We start from the raw sequence: 21,270 nt of genomic DNA, 5'->3' as shown, positions 1-21,270 counted from the left end.
TGGCGCAACCGATCGGGAAGGAGCCCGCCCGGACGATCGATGCGGCACTCGACCGGCTCCACGAGAACGGGTGGAGCGGTGAGGAGCGATCGCATCCGGGGGGCATCCCTCAGGTTCGCCTGACGCGCCAGGGCTGGACACTCCTGATCCGGGACTACTCGCAACCCTCCGACGCGGTACGCGACATCACGGGTCTTGTCGCTCTCAAGGCCACCAGGGACGACTGTGGGGCCACTTCGGAGCCGCACCGGTCACCGCGTTCGCCACGGTGACCGGCCCCGGCCCGCGGCCCGGGAGGCGTGTGCGGCCCGAACGGCCCGTCACCGCACCGCGATGAACGCCTCCGCGCTCCGTCCCGGCCGCTCCTTCGGCGGCGCCGCGGGGCGGCCGACGGCGACGGCTCCCATCGGGTCCCAGTCCCCCGGCAGGTCCAGCACCTCGCGCACCACGTCGCGGCAGAACATCGTGGAGGACACCCACGCCGACCCCAACTGCTCGCCGGCCAGCGCCACCAGGAAGTTCTCCACGGCCGCGCCCATGGCGACCACGAACATCTCGCGCTCCGCCGCCGACCGTCGCGGGTCCGGGTAGTCGTGCGCCCCGTCCGCGACCAGGCAGGGCACCACCAGGTACGGCGCCTTGCGCAGGACGTCGCCGCGGCGCACCCGCTTGGCGATGGACTCCTCGCTGCGGCCGTCGCGGCGCAGGTCCGCGATCCACGCGTCGCGCATGGCGTCCAGCAGCCGGACCCGTGCCGGTTCCGACTCCAGCAGCACGAAGCGCCACGGCGTCGTGTGGTGCGGTGCCGGAGCGGTGACCGCGAGGGCGACGGCGCGCCGTACGGCCGCCCCGTCGACGGGCTCGTCGGTGAACTCGCGGATCGTGCGCCGCAGGGAGACCGCCTCGCGGACGGCCTCCGAAGTGCCCAGCCGGAACATGTCGTTGGCGGCGACCCGGACGAGGGCGCGGCCGCCCTCGCCGTCCTCCTCCGAGGGCAGCACCAGGCGGTCCAGACCCCGTACGAGGGCGACGGGCGCCCCGGTGGACTTGCCCTTCACCAGGTCACCGGCCGCGGCGAGCTCGTCGGCCAGGGCCGTGACCGTGACCGCCAGTTCGTTGCCGTGGGAGTCGGTGGCGCCCCGCAGGTCGTCCAGCACGCGCAGCCCGGCCGCGCCGATCGCCACGTCGGTCAGGCCCTCGCGCCAGGGCCGCCCGAAGGTGTCGGTGACGACCACGCCGACGTTGACGCCGAGCGCGTCCCGCAGCCCCGCCCGGATGGCGCGGGCGGAGGCGTCCGGGTCATCGGGCAGCAGCAGCACGGTGCCGGGGGCCGTGTTGGAGGCGTCCACGCCGGCCGCGGCCATGACGAAGCCGTGCCGGGTCTCCACGATCCGGGTCGGCCCGCGCCGTGCGACGAGCCGCACCGTCTCGGCGTCGATCGCGGCCTCGCGGTCGGTGGCGCGCACCACGCGCCCCTCCGCCTTGCTGACGATCTTCGAGGTGACGACGAGGACGTCGCCGTCGGCCAGTTCCGGCGTGCTCGCCGCGATGAGCTTGGCCAGGTCGGCGCCGGGCTCGACCTCGGGCATGCCCGTGACGGCCCACACGCGGTAGGAGGCGATCACGCCCGCACCTCCCCGGCCAGCGTCAGCGCCTCGCGGGCCATCGCGGCCGTCGCGTCCAGGTCCGTCATCATCAGCGGGACGGCCCGGCACCGGATGCCGGCGGCCTCGACCTCGTCCACCGCCCCGGCGTCGACGGTGTCGACCAGCCAGCCGTCCAGGAGGCCGGAGCCGTAGTGCGCGGCGACCGCCGCCGCCGTGGACTCCACGCCGACCGCCGCCAGCACCTTGTCCGCCATGCCCCGCACCGGCGCGTTCCCGACGATGGGGGAGAGGCCCACCACCGGTACGCCCGCCTCGGCGATGGCCTCGCGGATGCCGGGGACGGCCAGGATCGTCCCGACCGACACCACGGGGTTGGACGGCGGGAAGAGGATGACGTCCGCCTCGCCGATCGCCTCCAGCACGCCGGGCGCGGGCTTGGCGCCCTCCGCGCCGACCGGCAGCACCGCGTACGCCGGGACGGAGGCCCGCAGCCGCACCCAGTACTCCTGGAAGTGGACCGCCTTGCGCCCGCCACCGGGGCCCGCGTCCGGGTCGTCGACGACGACGTGCGTCTCGATCCGGTCGTCGGTCATCGGGATCAGCCGCACTCCCGGCTTCCAGCGAGCGCACAGCGCCTCGGTGACCGCGCTGAGCGGATAGCCCGCGCCGATCATCTGGGTGCGCACGATGTGGGTCGCGAAGTCGCGGTCGCCGAGGCCGAACCACTCGGGCCCGACGCCGTAGGCGGCCAGTTCCTCCTTGACCGTGAACGTCTCGTCGGCGCGGCCCCAGCCCTGTGCCTCGTGGATCCCGCCACCGAGGGTGTACATGACGGTGTCGAGGTCGGGGCAGACCTTGAGGCCGAACAGGTGGATGTCGTCGCCGGTGTTGCCGATGACGGTGATGTCCGCCTCCGGCGCCGCCGCCTTCAGGCCGCGCAGGAAACGGGCTCCCCCGATGCCGCCGGCCAGTACCACGATTCGCATGCGGACAGTCTGTCAGCCCGCCGCGTCAGCTTGCGAACGTCCCCTCGGTCGCGGGCTCCCCGGAGGTGCAGGCGTACGGGGTCATCTCCGTGAGGCCCGGGAAGTAGACGTGCAGGCTGACCGCGCCGTCCAGCGAGTCGTTGACCACCTCGTGGACGTAGCCGGGGGCGAACACCCGCTGATGCCCCGGCAGGAGTGAACGGCGGGTCCCGCCGTTGCCGCCGAGGGCGTGCTCGGTCAGTTCGCCCTCGAGGACGGTCAGCACGCCCGAGGAGCGGCCGTGGTCGTGCAGCCCGCTGCCCTGCCCCGGCACCCAGCTGAGCAGCCAGACCTCGTAGCCGGGTCCGGTCTCCAGGCGGTCGTACCAGCGCGTGGTGGCGTCGTAGCGGACGCGCGGCGCCCAGCGGCCGCGGTCGGCCGCGATCCTGCGGGCCAGCCCGGCGAATTCCGCGACGGTGGCGGGGTGGGCGGGAGCGGGCGGGAGGAGGTGGGGGATGGCGAGGGGGTCGCCGGCGATCGAGACGTCGCTGTTCATGGGTGCGGGAGTTCCTACGGGAAGTGAGGAGCGTCAGGCATGCGCATGAGGCTGTGCGGGCTGGGAAGAGTCCTTCAGCGGCAACAGCTGGAACAGCGACAGTGAGCTTCCACGGCGCGACGGAACTCGCCGAGGCGGCGGGTCCGGGCAGGCGCGTGGGTCACTGACATGCGCCCTAGCACACCGGGTCCTCGGCGGCCTGTCAACTTGATGTCGGGTTTGTCGTAAATCTTTCACCTGATCCGGCTATTCGACATGGCGAAAGGTTTGTGCGCCGAAGAGCCAGGAAAAGTGCCGACGCAACCACACGGCTACGCAGGAACGTCTCCTCGTGAAACGTCGTTGTGTTTTCGTGATCGCATCGTGATCGCCGCCCCCAGGGGCGTCGACCGTGGTTGACGATGCGGGCGTTTGGGCTGATTTGAACACTTTCTGTCAGGCCTTGGTTCCGCAGGGTGAATAACGGGCCCAATAGCAGATCTCGGCTTGACTGGCCCGTATCGGCACACTTGTAATTTCACTCGTGTCGTTCGACCGTCGCAGGTAACGGCAACATCACGGGGACGCGAAAACAGACGAGGGGCGCGCATGACCGAGCTGTTCCAGCTGTTGCTGGCCGAAGAGGCCGACGAAGAGCTCGGGTGGCAGGAGCGCGCGCTGTGCGCGCAGACCGATCCCGAGTCCTTCTTCCCCGAGAAGGGCGGCTCCACCCGCGAGGCCAAGAAGGTCTGCCTCGCCTGCGAGGTCCGTTCCGACTGCCTCGACTACGCCCTCGCCAACGACGAGCGCTTCGGCATCTGGGGCGGCCTGTCCGAGCGCGAGCGCCGGCGACTGAAGAAGGGCGTCGTCTAGAGCCCTCCCCGGGCTCCCGCCCGGCACATCGGGGTTCGTACGTATATGTGCCCCGGACCCGGAAGGGCCGGCTCCCGCAACCGTTAGTGTGGGGGCCCGTCCGAGACGCCCAAGGCGTCGTCCGAAGTCCAGCGAACCGGGGCCCGAACCTCGATGTCCGTGAACAGTTCAGCCGGGACTCAATACGCCGCCCAGGCACCGGAGTTCCCGCGCCACGTCGTCACCGCCGTGCTCGTCGCCCACGACGGTGCCCGCTGGCTGCCCAACGCGCTCTCGGGTCTGGTCTCCCAGGACCGCCCGGTCCAGGACGTCATCGCCGCCGACACCGGCAGCGCCGACGACTCCGCCCGCCTGCTCGCCGAGAGCCTCGGCGACCACCGCGTCCTGCACCTCGCCCGGCGCAGTGGCTTCGGCGCCGCCGTCGACGAGTGCGTGCGCGCCGCCGAGCCCCTGACCGTGGAGCAACTGCCCTACCTGGGGCGGCCCAGCAGCTGGGACCCGGTCTCCCGCACCTGGAACGACGACGCCTACGACGAGCCCGAGGAGCCGCACGGCGAACCCGTGCAGTGGCTGTGGCTCCTGCACGACGACTGCGAGCCCGCCCCGGACGCCCTCCTCAACCTCCTGAGGGTCGCCGACGCCTCGCCGTCCGCCGCGATCATCGGCCCCAAGCTGCGCAGCTGGTACGACCGGCGCCAGCTGCTGGAGGTCGGCGTCTCCATCGCCCGCAGCGGCCGCCGCTGGACCGGCCTGGAGCGCCGCGAGCAGGACCAGGGCCAGCACGACCAGGTCCGCCAGGTGCTCTCGGTCTCCAGCGCGGGCATGCTGGTGCGCCGCGACGTGTGGGAGGACCTCGGCGGGTTCGACCGCCGGCTGCCGCTCATGCGCGACGACGTCGACTTCTGCTGGCGCGCCCAGTCCGCCGGCCACACCGTCCTCGTCGCCCCCGACGCCGTCCTGCGGCACGCCGAGGCGGCCTCCCGCGAGCGCCGTCCCGTCGACTGCGCCGGCCGCTCCGTCGTCAACCCGCACCGCGTCGACAAGGCGGGCGCCGTCTACACGCTGCTGGCCAACACCCGTGGCGCCCTCCTCCCGTACGTCTTCGCGCGCATCGTGCTCGGCACGGTGCTGCGCACCCTCGCCTACCTCGTCGGCAAGGTCCCCGGACAGGCCGTCGACGAGATCACCGGCCTGCTGTCGGTCCTGCTGCGCCCCGGCCGCCTCCTCGGCGCCCGCCACCGGCGTTCCCGGCCCGCCGTCCCGGCCTCCGAACTGCGGACGCTCTTCCCGCCGCCCGGCGCGACCGTACGGGCCACCGTCGAGCAGGTCGTCAGCAACGTCTCCGGCCGCGCGGCCGCCGACGCCTCCTCCGCCGGACGCCACGGCGGGCTGGACTCCGGGCCCAGCGGCGGCGACGACGACGGCGAGTACCTGGAGGTCGAGCAGTTCGCGCTGCTGAAGCGCGTCGCGCGGCAACCCGCCCCGATGCTCTTCGCCGTCCTGCTGCTCTTCTCCCTCATCGCCTGCCGCGCGCTCCTCGGCGGCGGCGCCCTGTCCGGCGGCGCACTGCTGCCCGCCCCCGCCGACGCCTCCGACCTGTGGGGCTCCTACCTCGGCGCCTGGCACGCCCTGGGCGCCGGCAGCACCGAGACCGCGCCGCCCTACCTGGCGATCGTGGCCACCCTGGCGAGCGCCCTGCTCGGCAGCACCGGCCTCGCCCTGACCGTGCTCCTCGTCGCCTCGGTACCGCTCGCGGGCCTCAGCGCCTACTTCGTGTCGCGGCCCCTGGTCGAGTCCCGGCTGCTGCGCGCCTGGGGCGCCGTCGCGTACGCCTTCCTGCCCGCCGCCACCGGCGCCCTCGCCGGCGGCCGGCTCGGCACCGCCGTCCTGGCCATCCTGCTGCCGCTCATGGCCCGCGCCGCCGTCTCCGCGGCGGGCCTGCGGATGTCCGCCGACGCCGTCGAGCGGGGGCTGCGGCCCGGCTGGCGCGCCGCCTGGGCCGTCGCGCTGCTGCTGACGATCACCACCGCGTTCACCCCCATCACCTGGCTCGTCACCCTGGTGCTCGCCGGCGTCGCCATCGCCACGCGCGTCGTGCGCGGGCAGGGCCGGCTCCTCGTCCCGCTGGCCATGCGCGCCGTGGCCGTCCTCGGCGCCCCCGTGGTGGTGCTCGCGCCCTGGTCGATCGGGCTGCTCACGCACCCCAAGCGCTTCCTGGACGAGGCCGGTCTGCCGTTCGGCGCCAAGTCCGCCACCGCCACCGACCTCCTCCTGATCAACCCCGGCGGCCCCGGCGCCGCCGGCGGCTACCTGCTCGCGGGCATCGTCCTGGCCGCGCTGGCCGCACTGGTGCGCGGCGAGCGCCGCTCGGCCATCGTCACCGCCTGGGCGGGCGCCCTGACCGGCCTGGTCTTGGCTGTCCTCGCCAACAGCACCTCCTGGGCCGGCCCCGCCACGCTGGTGTACGGCCTCGCCCTGCTCGCCGCCGCCGCGGTGGGCGCGGAGGGTGCCAAGGAACGGCTCGCCGCCTCCGGCTTCGGCTGGCGCCAGCCCGTCGCCGCGCTCGTCGCGCTGGCCGCCGTGCTCGCCCCGCTGTCCGCCGCCGTCGGCTGGATGGCCGGCGGCGCCGACGGCCCGCTGGAGCGCCGCGACCCGACCCAGGTGCCCGCCTTCGTCGCCGAGGAGAGCACCACCCGCGACCAGGCCCGCACCCTTGTCCTTTCGGGCACGCCCGCCCACGTCTCGTACGCCCTGGTCCGGGGCGCCGGCGCCCGCCTCGGCGACGCCGAGATCGCCGCCGCGGCCGGCAGCGACGCCCGGCTCGCCAAGATCGTCGGAAATCTCGTGGCCGGCTCCGGCGCCGACCAGGCCAGCCAGCTCGGCGGCTACGCCGTGCGCTACGTCCTCGTCCAGAGCGGCGCCCCGCGCGAGATGAGCCGCACCCTCGACAGCACCCCGGGCCTGTCCCGGCTCAGCCAGGCCGACGGCAGCGCCCTGTGGCGGGTGGACGACGACGTCGCCCGCATCACGATCGTCGAGCCCTCCGGCAGCGGCGACGACAGCGGCTCCGGCGACGCCGACGGCTCCGGTGAGGACGCCGACGCCCCCGCCGCCGTCGTCACCGTCGCCTCCGGCAAGGTGGAGGCCCACACCACCGTCCCGGCCGGCGCCGACGGCCGCGTCCTGCGCATCGCCGACCGCGCCGCCCCCGGCTGGACCGCCACCCTCGACGGCAAGGAGCTCACCGCCACCACCGTCGACGGCTGGGCCCAGGGCTTCCGGCTCCCCAGCAGCGGCGGCCGGCTCGACCTCGTCTACGACGACCCGTTCACGCACACCGTGTGGGTGTGGGTCCAGGGCTTCCTCGGCCTGGTGCTCGTGGTCATGGCCCTGCCGGGCCGGCGCCGCGAGGTCGACGACGACCTGCCCGACGCGGAGGCCGCGCCCGTGGCCGCAGCCGCGGCCGCCGGCATCCCGGCACAGGGCGGCGGCGACGGCCGTCGCGCCCGCCGGCTGCGCGCCGCCGCCGAGGCCGAGGGGGAGGCGGACGACGCCCCCGCGGAGCCCGAGGCCGCCGGGCCCGCGCACCAGGAGCAGGCCGAGTACGCGCAGTACGCCGAGTACGACCCCTACGCCGCCGGCCCCCAGCAGGACGACCCGTACGGCCAGGAGCAGTGGGCCGCGGAGTACACCAGCACCTACGGCTACGAGCAGCCCGCCCAGCCGCAGGAGCAGGTCTACGACCCGTACGGCTACGGCCAGGAGTCCCAGCAGCCCGGCTACGACCGGCAGGGCTACGAGCAGCAGTCCCAGCAGCCGCAGGGGTACGAGGAGCAGCCCCGGCAGCAGGGCTACGACGCTTCGTACGCCCCCTACGGCACCTACGACACGGACGCTTACGACACGGACGGCTACCGCCGCGACGGGAGCAACCAGCAGTGAACCGCAGCACCCTCTCCCTGATCGGCGTGACCGCCGCCCTGGCCGCGGTCGCCGGCGTCGCCACCGTCTCCGGCGCGGGTACCCCGGACGCGGCGCCCGCCGTGAGCGCGGCGCGGCTGCCCGTCGAGCGGTCCACGCTGGCCTGCCCGGCCCCGTCGGACTCGGACTTCGCCACGACCACGTACACCGCCTTCACGCCCAAGGGCGACTCCGCCGGCTCGGGTGGCGCCGCCGCCCTGCTGGCCGCCGCCGACCAGGACGGCAAGGCCGCGGCCAAGCGCAAGCCGGTCGCACCGCTGAAGGAGGCCGGCCAGCCGGTCACCGCGGTCACCGAGGCCTCCGACGCCCCCGCGCTCATCGGAACCGCCGACGGGGCGCTCGCCCCCGGCTGGACCGTGCAGCAGACCACGGTCGTCGACGCGGGCCCGGCCCGGGCGGTGCTGGGCGCCTCCTGTGCCGTGCCGGACAGCGAGTTCTGGTTCCCCGGGGTCAGCACCGGCGCGGGCCGGCAGGACTACGTCCACCTGACCAACCCGGACGACACCTCCGCCGTCATCGACCTCGCGCTCTACGGCGACAAGGGCGAGGTCAAGACCAGCACGACCGACGGCATCACGGTGCCGCCGGGCGCGACCGTACCCGTCCTGCTCTCCACGCTCACCACGGAGAAGTCCGACGCCCTCACCCTGCACGTCAGTGCCCGCAGCGGCCGGGTCGGCGCCACCGTGGAGGCCGAGGACGCCAAGGCCGGCGGCGACTGGCTGCCCGCCTCCACCGACCCCGCCGCCGAGGCCGTCATGCCCGGCATCCCCGGCGACGCCTCCGATGTGCGCCTAGTGGTCTTCGCGACCGGCGACAGCGACGCCGACCTCAAGCTGCGGCTCGCCTCCTCGGGCGGCGAGATCACCCCCGCCGGGCACGAGACCGTGCACGTCAAGAGCGGCATGACCACCGCCGTCGACCTCGGCGACGTCACCAAGGGCGAGGCCGGCTCGCTGATCCTCAGCCCCACCGACCCCTCCGACGAGGCACCCGTGGTCGCCGCCCTGCGGATCACCCGCGGCAAGGGCGCCGACCAGGAGACCGCCTTCCTGCCTGCCACCGCCCCCATCGGCGACCGCGCCAGCGCCGCCGACAACCGCACCAAGGGCTCGACGCTCGCCCTGACCGCGCCGGAGGGCGACGCCACCGTGCGGGTCGTCACCTCCGCCTCGACCAAGGGCGGCGAACCCGTCACCAAGAACGTCCCGGTCAAGCGCGGCACGACGGTCGTCCTGTCACCGCCCGCCCCCTCCACGGGGAAGGGCTCCTTCGCCGTCACGGTGGAACCCGCCTCGGGCGGCCCCGTCTACGCCTCCCGGATGCTCGCCCTGCCGGAGGGCGGCGTCCCGATGTTCACCATCCAGACCATGCCGGACGACCGGGGTCTGGTCGCCGTGCCGAAGTCGGAAGAGGACCTGTCCATCCTCAACCGCTGACGATCCGCGACCGGCACGGGCCCGCGGGCCCGTGCCGGTACCGGGATCAGCCCTCCCCGTACCGGGGGTCGACGTTCTCCGGTGACAGCCCGAGCAGTTCGGCCACCTGCTCCACGACCACGTCGTGCACCAGCAGGGCCCGTTCCTCGCGGCTCTTGGCCCGGATCTCCACCGGCCGCCGGTACACCACGATGCGGTGCGGGTTGCCCTTCTGCCCGCCGAGGAGCCGCCCCAGCGGCACCCCGTCGTCGAACCGGCCGTCGACCGCGGCGCCGTCGGCACCGTCCGCCGGCCAGGGCACCTCCTGTACCGCGAACTCCACCTCCGCCAGCTGCGGCCAGCGCCGCTCGAGCCGGTCCGCCGCGTCGCGCACCAGGTCGTCGAAGGCGTCGGCGCGGGTGCGTGCCAGGGGCACCTGCGGGGGCGCGATGGGGCCGCGCATGCCGCGGCCGTGTCGGTCGCGGTGGCGCTGGCGCGGTGCGGGCGAAGGGGTGTCCATCACCTCTGAGAGTAGCCGTCGGGAGCCCCGGTTATGCGGCTCCGTGACCGCTGCCACCACCACGGGGGACGAGGACTGGACATCCCCGTCGATGTCGCAGAATGTACGGTCGTTCGCCCCTGGCGCCCACGTGATTCCCCTGCCCTGACCGCTTCACCGATCGCAATTGGCATCATTTGCAGCGTTTGGTGATCGGTGTCCTCGGAGGGGCACCCGCACATTTCCGGCCCTTTGCAGGTCAGGTGTGTTGACCCCAGGTCGGACCTTCCCGGCCAACCCGGACGACACGACGGGGTGAGCTCCTGGGGAGTCGTCGCGGCCCGCTCAAGAGTGCGGTACCGTCCAACGTCGTGAGCCTTGTACGTCGCTGTTCGCGCACCGCGTGTGGCCGTCCCGCCGTCGCGACGCTGACGTACGTCTACGCGGACTCCACCGCCGTCCTCGGACCGCTCGCCACCTACGCCGAGCCCCACTGTTACGACCTGTGCTCGGAGCACTCCGAGCGCCTCACCGCCCCCCGCGGCTGGGAAGTCGTACGGCTCGCCACGGACACCGGCCCCACCCGCCCCAGCGGTGACGACCTCGAAGCGCTCGCCAACGCCGTGCGCGAGGCCGCCCGCCCCCAGGAGCGCGAGGGCAACGGCACCAACGGCCGCGGCGGCGACCCCATGGAGATCGCCCGGCGCGGGCACCTGCGCGTCCTGCGCTCGCCCGACTCCTGAACCGGCACCCCGCCATACCCCGCCCCGGGTCCGCACGTGCACCCGGGCTCCTCGTCGGCGCGTTCGGATCCGCCCGGTAGGTTGGCTCTTGCCACGATCCATCCACCGGCAACCGGATTCCAGAGCGGAGCACATGCGGTGACCGACCTCTCCCAGCTCGTGAAGGCGTACGACGTCCGCGGAGTCGTCCCCGACCAATGGGGCGAGCCGCTCGCCGAACTCTTCGGCGCGGCCTTCGTCACCGTGACCGGTGCCGACGCGATCGTGACGGGCCACGACATGCGGCCCTCCTCGCCCGGCCTGTCCCGGGCCTTCGCCCGCGGCGCGGCCTCGCGCGGCGCCAAGGTCACCGAGATCGGCCTCTGCTCCACCGACCAGCTGTACTTCGCCAGCGGCAAGCTCGACCTGCCCGGCGCGATGTTCACCGCCAGCCACAACCCGGCGCAGTACAACGGCATCAAGATGTGCCGCGCCGGCGCCGCCCCCGTCGGACAGAACACCGGCCTCGCCGAGATCCGCGAACTGGTCGAGCAGTGGTCCGAGACCGGCCTCCCGGCGAGCGACGCCACCCCCGGCGAGGTCACCCAGCGGGACATGCTCGCCGACTACGCCGCCCACCTGCGCACCCTGGTCGACCTGAGCTCCATCCGGCACCTCAAGGTCGTCGTCGACGCCGGCAACGGCATGGGCGGGCACACCGTCCCCACCGTCTTCGACGGGCTGCCCCTCGACCTCGTCCCGATGTACTTCGAGCTCGACGGCACCTTCCCCAACCACGAGGCCAACCCCCTCGACCCCAAGAACATCGTCGACCTGCAGGAGAAGGTGCGCGAGACCGGCGCCGACATCGGCATCGCCTTCGATGGCGACGCCGACCGCTGCTTCGTCGTCGACGAGCGCGGCGAGCCCGTCTCCCCGTCCGCGATCACCGCCCTGGTCGCCGCCCGCGAACTGGCCAAGCACCCCGGCTCCACCGTCATCCACAACCTGATCACCTCGTGGACCGTGCCCGAGGTCGTCAAGGAGCACGGCGGGACGCCCGTCCGCACCCGCGTCGGCCACTCCTTCATCAAGCAGGAGATGGCCCGTACCGGCGCCGTCTTCGGCGGCGAGCACTCCGCGCACTACTACTTCCGCGACTTCTGGAACGCCGACACCGGCATGCTCGCCGCGCTCCACGTCCTCGCCGCCCTCGGCGGCCAGGACGGCACGCTGTCCGCGCTCGTCGCCGAGTACGACCGCTACGCCGCCTCCGGCGAGATCAACACCGCCGTCGACGACCAGGCCGGCCGCACCGCCGCCGTCCGCGCGGCCTACGCCGACCGCCCGGGTACCGGCCTCGACGAGCTCGACGGCCTCACGGTCACCGGCGACGGCTGGTGGTTCAACCTGCGCCCCTCCAACACCGAGCCGCTGCTGCGCCTCAACGTGGAGGCGCGCGACACCGAGCTCATGGCCGGCGTCCGCGACGAGGTCCTCGCCATCGTCCGCGCCTGACGGCCGCCCCGCCGGAGGAGGCACCGCACCGCACCGCCTCCTCCGGCGGGGGACCGGGGCCCCGACACGGTCACGCGGCCCCGGCCGCCCGGCGATAGGCTGAATCGGCCGGTCCGGACGCGTACGCCCGCACACGGCGGACGCCCGGGAACCACGACCACGACACGACCACACGGGAGAAGCCACCCATGCCGCTCGTCGAAGCCAGCCTCCTGGAGATCCTCGCCTGCCCCGCCTGCCACGCGCCGCTGCGCGAGGACGTCGAGGCCACCGAGCTCACCTGCACCTCCGCCGACTGCGGCCTGGCCTACCCCGTGCGCGACGACATCCCCGTCCTCCTCGTCGACGAGGCCCGCCGCCCCGCCTGACGCGACCCGGCTGCCCGGCACCACACACCCGCCCGGCAGCCCGCGCCGTACGCACCACCGGCGCCGGCACGGGCACCCGCACCGCACGGCGCCCCGCGACACCCGACACAACCGGACCGGACCGGAGGTCACCCCCGATGCTGGACGAGACGCTGCTCGACGACCCCGACGCCCTCGCCCGCGCCGACACCCGCGGCCTCCTCCTCGGCGTTGCCGCCGCAGGCGCCCGCGTCCGCACCGCCGCCCGCCTCGCCCAGGAGGCAGGCGTCGGCGAACTCAAGCCCGACGGCCGCCCCCGCAGCGTCCTGGTCGCCGGCCCCGGCGCGGTCGCCGTCGCCGCCGTCGCCGAACTGCTGGCCGCCCTCGGCAACGGCAGCGGGCCCGTACTGCCCCTGCACCCCACCGGCCCCGCCCCGTACGACCTGCGGTGGGCCCTTCCCGGCTGGGCCGGCCCGCTGGACCTGCTGCTCATCGCCAGCCCCGCAGGCACCGAGGCGGGCCTGGCCGACCTCATCGAGCAGGCCTACCGCCGCGGCTGCACCGCCGCCGCCGTCGTCCCCGCCGGCTCACCCATCGCCGAGGCGATCCAGCAGGTGCGGGGCATGGTCCTGCCGTACGCCCCCGCGCCCGACCCGGCGTCCGTCGCGGGGGTCCTCGGCGAGGCCGCCGAGCCCGCCGAGGACCTCGGCGCCTTCTGGGCGCTGCTCACCCCGCTGCTCGCCCTCGGTGACCGCATCGGCCTGCTCGCCGCCCCGCCCGACGCCATCGAGCGCGTCGCCGACCGCCTCGACGAGGTCGCCGCCCGCTGCGGCCCCGCCACCGCCACCTACAGCAACCCCGCCAAGGCACTCGCCTCCGAACTCGCCGAATCCCTGCCGGTGATGTGGAGCGAGGGACCGGTCGCCTCCGTCGCCGCCCGGCGCTTCGCCGCGGCCATCGCCGCCCGCGCCGGACGCCCCGCCCTGCACGGCGAACTCCCCGAGGCACTCGACACCCACGGCGCGCTGCTCGCCGGCTCCCTGGCCGGCGCCCTCGACCCCGAGGACTTCTTCCGCGACCGCGTCGACGAGCCCGAGGACCTGCGCCTGCGCGTCGTGCTCCTGCACCGCCCCGGCAACGCCGCATCGAGCTCCGCCCCGCTCGCCCGCGAGCTCGCCACCACCCACGACACCCCGCTGAGCGAGCTCGCCCCCGCCGAGGGAGGCGACCTGGAATCCGCCGTCGAACTCCTCGCCGTCACGGATTTCGCCTCCGTTTACCTCGCCATCACATCCACCGGGAGATCATGACCGCATGGACCGCCTGACCAACACCATCCGCCCGTACGCCTGGGGTTCCACCAGCGCGATCCCCGAACTGCTCGGCACCACCCCCACGGGCGAGCCGCAGGCCGAACTGTGGATGGGCGCCCACCCCGGCGCCCCCTCCCGCATCGACCGCGGCAACGGTCCGGTCCCGCTCGACCAGGTCATCGCCGCCGACCCGGACGGTGAACTCGGCGCCCCCGCCGTCGAACGCTTCGGTCCCCGGCTGCCGTTCCTGCTCAAGCTCCTCGCCGCCGGCTCCCCCCTCTCCCTGCAGGTGCACCCCGACCTCGCCCAGGCCGCTGCCGGCTTCGCCGACGAGGAGGCCCGCGGCGTCCCCGTCGACGCCCCGCACCGCAACTACAAGGACGCCAACCACAAGCCGGAGATGATCGTCGCGCTCACCCCCTTCGAGGGACTGTGCGGCTTCCGCCACCCCGAGGAGACCGCGGCCCTCCTCTCCGGCCTCGGCGTCGACTCCCTCAAGCCGTACGTCGACCTGCTGCGCGCCCACCCCGAGGAGGCCGCCCTCCGCGAGGTCCTCACCGCCGTGCTCGGAGCCGAACGCGACGCCATGGCCGGCACCGTGGACGAAGCCGCCGAAGCCGCCGGCCGGCTCGCCACCGAGGGCGGACCGAACGCCGACGCCTACGCCGCCTACGCAGCCATCGCCCACGCCTACCCCGGCGACCCCGGCGTCATCGCCGCCATGCTGCTCAACCACGTCCGGCTCCAGCCCGGCGAGGCGCTCTTCCTCGGCGCCGGCATACCGCACGCCTACCTCAGCGGCCTCGGCGTCGAGATCATGGCCAACTCCGACAACGTCCTGCGCTGCGGCCTCACCCCCAAGCACGTCGACATCCCCGAACTGCTGCGCATCGTCCGCTTCCACGCGGGTGACGCCGGTGTCCTGCGCCCCGAGGCGTCCCCCGACGGCGAGGAGCTCTACGGCACCCCCATCGACGAGTTCCGGCTCTCCCGGTACTCGCTCGCCGCCGGCGCCGCCCCCCGCACCCCCCACGACCGCACCGCCCAGATCCTGCTCTGCACCGAGGGCACCGCCACGCTGCGCACACCCGCCGACCCGGCGGCCCCGGAACTCACCCTCGACCGCGGCCAGTCCGCCTACGTTCCCGCAGGCGAACAGGTCGAACTCACCGGCGAGGGGACCGTCTTCCGGGCCACCGTGGTGGCCTGACGCACCACGCGAAGCACGGCCCTGCAAGAATGTCCCGCCGTAACGCCGTAAAGACCGGGCAAAGACCAGGGCCGACGGAAGGGACCACCAGCACCTATGAGCGCGTCAGGCGGAACCAAGGCGATCGTCGCCGCATTGGGCGCCAACCTCGCCATCGCGGTGAGCAAGTTCGTGGCGTTCGCCTTCAGCGGCTCCTCGTCCATGCTCGCCGAAGGCGTGCACTCGGTGGCCGACTCGGGCAACCAGGCGCTGCTCCTGCTCGGCGGCAAGAAGGCCCAGAAGAAGGCCACCGAGGAACACCCCTTCGGCTACGGCCGTGAGCGGTACATCTACGGCTTCCTCGTCTCCATCGTGCTGTTCACCATCGGTGGCGTCTTCGCCCTCTACGAGGGCTACGAGAAGGTCCAGCACCCGCACGAGATCGAGCACTGGTACTGGCCCATCGGCGTCCTGGTCTTCGCGATCGTCGCCGAGGGCTTCTCCTTCCGCACCGCCATCAAGGAATCCAACGTGGTGCGCGGCAAGCAGACCTGGAGCCAGTTCATCCGCACCGCCAAGGCCCCCGAGCTCCCCGTCGTCCTCCTCGAGGACTTCGGCGCGCTCGTCGGCCTCGTGCTCGCCCTCGGCGGCGTCGGCCTGTCCCTGCTCACCGGCGACGGCATCTGGGACGGCATCGGCACCCTCTGCATCGGCGTCCTCCTCGTCGCCATCGCGCTCGTCCTCGCCTCCGAGACCAAGTCGCTGCTCCTCGGCGAGGCCGCCGGACCCGAGGTCGTCGCCCGCATCCGCGCGGCCATCGTCGACGGCGACACCGTCACCCGCCTGATCCACATGCGCACGCTCCACCTCGGCCCCGACGAGCTCCTCGTCGCCGCCAAGATCGCCGTCGAGCACGACGACACCGCCACCGAGGTCGCCCGCGCCATCGACGCCGCCGAGGCGCGCATCCGCGAGGCCGAGCCCATCGCCCGCGTCATCTACCTCGAACCGGACATCTACCGCGAGCAGTCGGCCGCCCCCACCGCCCCCACGGCGGACTGACCCCCTCCACACGACCTCCACGCACCTTCCGGACGCGCCCGGCCACTCGGTGTAGATTCGTCCCTAGCCAGACGTCGCTGCTGATGGCGGTCGGGCGGTCCGGAGACGGACCGGCCGAGGGAGAGAGGGCCTCCGACGGGCTGAGCTGCGGTCGAGGGAGACGTATGTCCGCATGCCTCCCCCCGCCCCGCAGCGGAAAGCCGATGTCCGTTCTGGAAGCACCCCACGAGGAGACTGCATGTCCCCCGTCACCAACGACTTCAAGGTCGCCGACCTCTCCCTGGCCGCCTTCGGCCGCAAGGAGATCACCCTCGCCGAGCACGAGATGCCCGGCCTGATGGCCATCCGCGAGGAGTTCGCCGCCTCCCAGCCGCTGGCCGGCGCCCGCATCACCGGCTCCCTGCACATGACCGTGCAGACCGCGGTCCTCATCGAGACCCTCGCCGCCCTCGGCGCCCAGGTCCGCTGGGCCTCCTGCAACATCTTCTCCACGCAGGACCACGCCGCCGCGGCCATCGCCGTCGGCCCGAACGGCACCCCCGAGAACCCGCAGGGCATCCCCGTCTTCGCCTGGAAGGGCGAGACCCTCGCCGAGTACTGGTGGTGCACCGAGCAGGCCCTCACCTGGCCCGACTCGCCCACCGGCGGCCCGAACATGATCCTCGACGACGGCGGCGACGCCACCCTGCTGGTCCACAAGGGCGTCGAGTTCGAGAAGGCCGGCCAGGCCCCCGACCCCTCCACCGCCGACAGCGAGGAGTACGAGCAGATCCTGCTGCTCCTCAACCGCACCCTCGGCGAGAACCCCCAGAAGTGGACCCAGCTCTCCTCCGAGATCCGCGGCGTCACCGAGGAGACCACCACCGGCGTCCACCGCCTGTACGAGATGCAGCGCGACGGCACCCTGCTGTTCCCGGCGATCAACGTCAACGACGCCGTCACCAAGTCGAAGTTCGACAACAAGTACGGCTGCCGCCACTCCCTCATCGACGGCATCAACCGCGCAACCGACGTCCTCATCGGCGGCAAGGTCGCCGTCGTCTGCGGCTACGGCGACGTCGGCAAGGGCTGCGCCGAGTCGCTGCGCGGCCAGGGCGCTCGCGTCATCATCACCGAGATCGACCCCATCAACGCCCTCCAGGCCGCGATGGACGGCTACCAGGTCACCACGCTCGAGGACGTCGTCGAGACCGCCGACATCTTCGTCACCACCACCGGCAACCGCGACATCATCCTCGCCGAGCACATGCAGCGCATGAAGCACCAGGCGATCGTCGGCAACATCGGCCACTTCGACAACGAGATCGACATGGCCGGCCTCGCCAAGATCCCCGGCATCGTCAAGGACGAGGTCAAGCCCCAGGTCCACACCTGGACCTTCTCCGACGGCAAGGTCCTGATCGTGCTGTCCGAGGGCCGCCTGCTCAACCTGGGCAACGCCACCGGCCACCCCTCGTTCGTGATGTCCAACTCCTTCTCGGACCAGACCCTGGCCCAGATCGAGCTGTTCACCAAGCCCGAGGAGTACCCGATCGGCGTCTACGTCCTGCCCAAGCACCTCGACGAGAAGGTCGCCCGGCTCCACCTCGACGCCCTCGGCGTCAAGCTCACCACCCTGCGCCCCGAGCAGGCCGCCTACATCGGCGTCCCGGTCGAGGGCCCCTACAAGCCGGACCACTACCGCTACTGACGCCGCCCGGGCCGCCCGCACGACAGCGCGCCACCGGCCCCGACGGCACCACAGGAGCCACCCCGCAGGCCCCCGCCCCCGGCGGGGGCCTGCCCCGTCGGGCCCCCGCCCGCTTTGTAAGGTCGAACCATGCCCCGCGGCCGCTACTCGTTCCACGACACCCACGACCACACCCCCCTCGGCGAAGAACACTTCCACTGCGCCACCGGCCCCGCCGGCTGGCGCTACACCGCACAGAACACCCACCCCGACGGCGGCCACGCCGGCTCCGTCGACCTCACCATCGACGAACTCGGCCGCCCCATCCGCCTGGAACTGCACGCCGCGAGCTGGCAGGTCCGCGGCGCCGCCCTCGACGGCCTCACCTGGGTCCGTACCGACCCCTCCGGCGAACACGCTCAGGAGGGCAATGTCCCCGCCCACGCCTTCACCGGCGCGTCACCCGCGTTCTACGTCGCCACCGCGCGCCTGCTCCGCCTGCGGCCCGGCTCCCCGGCCACCCGCGTACGCCTCGTCGCATTCCAACCCCCCGTGCTCGCACCCCGCACCCTCGACCAGTCGTGGGCCCTGATCACGAGCGAAGCACACACCACCGACAACGACCCCCTGCTCGTGGACAAATACCAGGTCAACGACCTGGAGACCGGTGAACAGCACACCGTCCACATCGCCGGCGACGTCGTCCTCTCCGCCCCGGGCATCGAACTCGAGGACCTCGAGTCACCCCCGTCCCGGTTCCCGACGGACTGACCCCGCCGACGCAGCGGCGACCCCTCACGCCGGAGGCGCGAAGCCCGTCGACGAGGACGAGGAGGAGGGCGACGTCGAGGACGAAGGCACCGGCGCCTGAGGGGCCTGCCCCCCGCGCCCCGGCGGCACCGCGTCCCCCCGTACTCCGCCGTCCGTACCGGGCGCCACCCAGCCCACCGCAGGCGGCACCGGCGCCCAGCCCTTCCCCGGCTCTTCGACCCCGAAGCCCCCCGGCTCGGCGACCCCGTCGGCCGGAGCACCGACCGGAGCGCCGAAGACCCGGCGCGCGTCCCGCGCCTGCCGCTCCGCCACCACAGCCGCCAGGAACCCCGCCGGCGGCGTCCCCTCCGGCACCGTGGCCCCCGTGCACGCCACGACGTCCCCCGCGAGCCGTTCCGCCATCGACCAGCCCACCCGCGGATCCAGCTGATGCATCCGCGACAGGTACTGCCGCACTGCCAGCCACAGCCCCTCCGGCACCGCCGACAGGTCGACCCCCGCCAACTGCCCCGCCAGCCACGGCGGCGCGGGTGGCATCGGCCGCGGCGACCGCGGCACCGGAATCCGTTCCCGCACCACCAGCGTCCCCGCGAAGACGTCCCCGATCCGCCGACCGCGCGCCGACACCAGCGAGGCGATGCAGGCGATCACCCCGAGGAACATCTGGATCTCGACCACCCCGACCGCCCCGCGCACCAGCGCGTGCCGGAACCGGATCGGCCCCCCGTCGTCCCGCACCACCCGCAACCCGCAGGCCAGCTTCCCCAGCGACCGCCCCCGGGTCAGCGTCTCCACCGCGATCGGCACCCCGAACAGCACCAGCACCAGCGAGGTCACGTACACCGCCGCCACCGCCGCCCCGTCCATCGACGCCGTCGCCACCATCAGCACGATCGACACGACCAGGTAACCGCCGATGTACACGACGCCGTCCAGCGCCGCCGCCAGCGCCCGGCTCGGCAGCTTCGCCGGGTGCAAACCCAGTTCGACCGCCTCACCCGTCACCAGCCGGCCGGCACCGCCCGCCGCGCTCGCCTCACCCATGCGGGAACCCTCCTCCTGCCCACCCCGGACCCGGAGCGACCAGTCTGCCCCGTCTGCCAAGCTGGGACCTCCCCGGCCAGCCAGGAGCAGCGCCCATGGACCTCGACGTCTTCGCAGCCGCCCACCGCCACGAGTGGGACCGGCTCGACACGCTGCTGCGCCGGCGTCGGCGCCTGTCCGGGGAGGAAGCCGACGAACTCGTCACCCTCTACCAACGCGCCGCCACCCACCTGTCCCTCGTCCAGTCCAGCGCCCCCGACCCCGCACTCGTCGGACGGCTCACCACGCTCGTCGCCCGCGCGCGCAGCGCCGTCACCGGCGCCCGCACCCCCGGCTGGCGCGACGCGGTTCTCTTCTTCACCCGCGCCTTCCCCGCCGCGATATACCGCTCGCGCCACTGGTGGGTCCCCACCGCGCTCGTCTCCACCGCGGTCGCCGCCCTCATCGGCTGGTGGGTCGCCACCCACCCCGAGGTCCAGTCCGCCATCGCCGCCCCCGACGAACTGCGCGCCCTGACCCGCCCCGGCGGCGAGTACGAGGCGTACTACTCCAGCCACCCCGCCGCCTCCTTCGCGGCCCAGGTCTGGACGAACAACGCCATGGCAGCCGGCTACTGCCTGGTCCTCGGCGTCTTCCTCGGGCTCCCCGTCCTCTACGTACTGTTCGAGAACATGCTCAACCTGGGTCTCGGGCTCGGCCTCATGGGCTCCGCGGGCCGCCTCGACACCTTCCTCGGACTGCTCCTCCCGCACGGCCTCCTCGAGCTGACCGCCGTCTTCGTCGCCGCCGGCACAGGACTCCGCCTCGGCTGGACCGTCGTCGACCCCGGCCCGCGCCCCCGCCGTACGGCCCTCGCCGAAGAAGGCCGGGCCGCGATCGGCATGGCCATCGGCCTCGCCGCGGTCCTCTTCGTCTCCGGCGCCCTCGAAGCCTTCGTCACCCCCTCCGGCCTGCCCACCTGGGCCCGCATCGGCATCGGCGTCACCGCCGAGCTGCTCTTCCTCGTCTACGTCTTCGTCATCGGGCGCCGCGCGGCCCTCGCCGGCGAGACGGGCGACCTGGAACGGGCGGACCGCAGCGACGTCCTGCCCACCGCGGCGTGACCCGGACGGCCGGCGCCGACGATGTGCATCCGGCGTTGCTGACCTGCTAGTCTCCTCTTCGCCCCAAGACACCTGTTGACACGGGTGGCACGGGGAGGTAGATTTGAGCAGTTGCCTCGAACTGGACATGTTCGAGGGTCAGCGGCTAGGATCTAGCCCGCTTCGAAAGACTATCGATCGCATCGCACCTCTCAGAAAGAACTTTCTGAGTGGTCTTTTGTGTCGCTATTCATAGAGGCAAAACCTCGGCGGTAATCGGACGCGAAAGAGTCTGATAAAGTCGGAGACGTCGAAAGGCGAAAGCCGGAAGACAAACCCCGCTCCAATAGGGGGCCGGAAACGAAGAGCGGAAACGCGAAACGATCTGGTAAGGTTGGAGACAACGAAGGGAAAGCCCGGAGGGGCCGGTGAAACGGTCTCGAAGGAAGCTTCCGTTCCTTGAGAACTCAACAGCGTGCCAAAAGTCAACGCCAGATATGTTGATACCCCGTCCATCTCGGACGAGGTTCCTTTGTAGAAAACACAGCGAGGACGCTGGGCACGTCGGGATTATTCCTCCCGATGGTGCCGCTCTCGTGAAGACATTCACGGAGAGTTTGATCCTGGCTCAGGACGAACGCTGGCGGCGTGCTTAACACATGCAAGTCGAACGGT

17 protein-coding genes and 1 rRNA gene are annotated in these 21,270 nt (G+C 73.0%); 13 read left to right on the top strand and 5 right to left on the bottom strand.

Annotated elements, in window-relative coordinates; translation table 11 throughout:
- Positions 1-320: 320 nt before the first annotated feature.
- The 3 genes from ABZ312_RS26085 to ABZ312_RS26075 are packed head-to-tail and all read right to left on the bottom strand — an operon-like array spanning position 321 to position 3,128.
- Positions 321-1,589, bottom strand: coding sequence for a coenzyme F420-0:L-glutamate ligase (locus ABZ312_RS26085; RefSeq protein ID WP_500328697.1), 1,269 nt, complete (start codon positions 1,587-1,589; stop codon positions 321-323).
- Positions 1,590-1,621: 32 nt separating this feature from the next.
- Positions 1,622-2,593 (bottom strand): 2-phospho-L-lactate transferase, encoded by a 972-nt coding sequence (gene cofD / locus ABZ312_RS26080; protein ID WP_500328617.1) that lies wholly within the window; start codon positions 2,591-2,593, stop codon positions 1,622-1,624.
- A 25-nt stretch (positions 2,594-2,618) separates the two neighbouring features.
- Complete coding sequence (locus ABZ312_RS26075; protein WP_500328616.1) at positions 2,619-3,128, bottom strand: cysteine dioxygenase; 510 nt, start codon at positions 3,126-3,128, stop codon at positions 2,619-2,621.
- 588 nt (positions 3,129-3,716) lie between these two features.
- Between ABZ312_RS26075 and ABZ312_RS26070 the strand changes: the two genes are divergently transcribed.
- The 3 genes from ABZ312_RS26070 to ABZ312_RS26060 all read left to right on the top strand — a co-directional run bounded on the left by ABZ312_RS26070 (position 3,717) and on the right by ABZ312_RS26060 (position 9,400).
- The gene (locus tag ABZ312_RS26070; RefSeq protein ID WP_018559705.1) at positions 3,717-3,980 is read left to right on the top strand and encodes a WhiB family transcriptional regulator; all 264 of its coding nucleotides are present in this window, start codon (positions 3,717-3,719) and stop codon (positions 3,978-3,980) included.
- A gap of 153 nt (positions 3,981-4,133) precedes the next feature.
- A complete protein-coding gene (locus ABZ312_RS26065) occupies positions 4,134-7,922 on the top strand; it encodes a glycosyltransferase (RefSeq protein ID WP_500438897.1) in 3,789 nt (1,262 codons plus the stop codon).
- Positions 7,919-9,400 (top strand): DUF5719 family protein, encoded by a 1,482-nt coding sequence (locus ABZ312_RS26060; protein ID WP_500328614.1) that lies wholly within the window; start codon positions 7,919-7,921, stop codon positions 9,398-9,400. The genes ABZ312_RS26065 and ABZ312_RS26060 overlap by 4 nt, the downstream gene beginning before the upstream one ends.
- 46 nt (positions 9,401-9,446) lie before the next feature.
- Here ABZ312_RS26060 and ABZ312_RS26055 read toward each other — a convergent pair whose 3' ends face one another.
- Positions 9,447-9,899, bottom strand: coding sequence for a metallopeptidase family protein (locus tag ABZ312_RS26055; RefSeq protein WP_500328613.1), 453 nt, complete (start codon positions 9,897-9,899; stop codon positions 9,447-9,449).
- A 302-nt stretch (positions 9,900-10,201) separates the two neighbouring features.
- Here ABZ312_RS26055 and ABZ312_RS26050 point away from each other — a divergent pair, with 302 nt between their 5' ends.
- From ABZ312_RS26050 to ABZ312_RS26015, 8 genes are all read left to right on the top strand, one after another.
- The gene (locus ABZ312_RS26050) at positions 10,202-10,621 is read left to right on the top strand and encodes a DUF3499 domain-containing protein (RefSeq protein WP_078619945.1); all 420 of its coding nucleotides are present in this window, start codon (positions 10,202-10,204) and stop codon (positions 10,619-10,621) included.
- A gap of 138 nt (positions 10,622-10,759) precedes the next feature.
- Positions 10,760-12,118, top strand: coding sequence for a phosphomannomutase/phosphoglucomutase (locus ABZ312_RS26045; RefSeq protein WP_500360454.1), 1,359 nt, complete (start codon positions 10,760-10,762; stop codon positions 12,116-12,118).
- Positions 12,119-12,306: 188 nt separating this feature from the next.
- Positions 12,307-12,486, top strand: a complete 180-nt coding sequence (locus tag ABZ312_RS26040; RefSeq protein ID WP_431967699.1) for a Trm112 family protein — start codon at positions 12,307-12,309, stop codon at positions 12,484-12,486.
- Between the two features lie 137 nt (positions 12,487-12,623).
- A complete protein-coding gene (locus ABZ312_RS26035) occupies positions 12,624-13,775 on the top strand; it encodes an SIS domain-containing protein (protein ID WP_500328611.1) in 1,152 nt (383 codons plus the stop codon).
- Positions 13,776-13,779: 4 nt separating this feature from the next.
- On the top strand, positions 13,780-14,988 hold the full coding sequence (gene manA, locus ABZ312_RS26030) for a mannose-6-phosphate isomerase, class I (protein ID WP_500328610.1): 1,209 nt from the start codon (positions 13,780-13,782) through the stop codon (positions 14,986-14,988).
- Positions 14,989-15,084: 96 nt separating this feature from the next.
- Positions 15,085-16,029 (top strand): cation diffusion facilitator family transporter, encoded by a 945-nt coding sequence (locus tag ABZ312_RS26025; protein WP_500328609.1) that lies wholly within the window; start codon positions 15,085-15,087, stop codon positions 16,027-16,029.
- A 238-nt stretch (positions 16,030-16,267) separates the two neighbouring features.
- The gene (gene ahcY / locus ABZ312_RS26020) at positions 16,268-17,719 is read left to right on the top strand and encodes an adenosylhomocysteinase (protein WP_500328608.1); all 1,452 of its coding nucleotides are present in this window, start codon (positions 16,268-16,270) and stop codon (positions 17,717-17,719) included.
- 129 nt (positions 17,720-17,848) lie between these two features.
- Complete coding sequence (locus ABZ312_RS26015) at positions 17,849-18,469, top strand: hypothetical protein (protein ID WP_500438896.1); 621 nt, start codon at positions 17,849-17,851, stop codon at positions 18,467-18,469.
- A gap of 24 nt (positions 18,470-18,493) precedes the next feature.
- Here ABZ312_RS26015 and ABZ312_RS26010 read toward each other — a convergent pair whose 3' ends face one another.
- Complete coding sequence (locus ABZ312_RS26010) at positions 18,494-19,513, bottom strand: RDD family protein (RefSeq protein WP_500328606.1); 1,020 nt, start codon at positions 19,511-19,513, stop codon at positions 18,494-18,496.
- A 95-nt stretch (positions 19,514-19,608) separates the two neighbouring features.
- Between ABZ312_RS26010 and ABZ312_RS26005 the strand changes: the two genes are divergently transcribed.
- Together ABZ312_RS26005 and ABZ312_RS26000 are read left to right on the top strand one after the other, a co-directional pair.
- Complete coding sequence (locus tag ABZ312_RS26005; protein ID WP_500328605.1) at positions 19,609-20,616, top strand: stage II sporulation protein M; 1,008 nt, start codon at positions 19,609-19,611, stop codon at positions 20,614-20,616.
- A gap of 584 nt (positions 20,617-21,200) precedes the next feature.
- Positions 21,201-21,270, top strand: a 16S ribosomal RNA gene (locus ABZ312_RS26000); the annotation flags it as partial.

The organism is Streptomyces sp. NPDC006207 (assembly GCF_040613835.1).
Classification (GTDB): Bacteria; Actinomycetota; Actinomycetes; order Streptomycetales; family Streptomycetaceae; genus Actinacidiphila.
The sequence above is the reverse complement of the archived record's forward strand: the minus strand, read 5'-3'. Positions and strand labels throughout refer to the sequence as shown.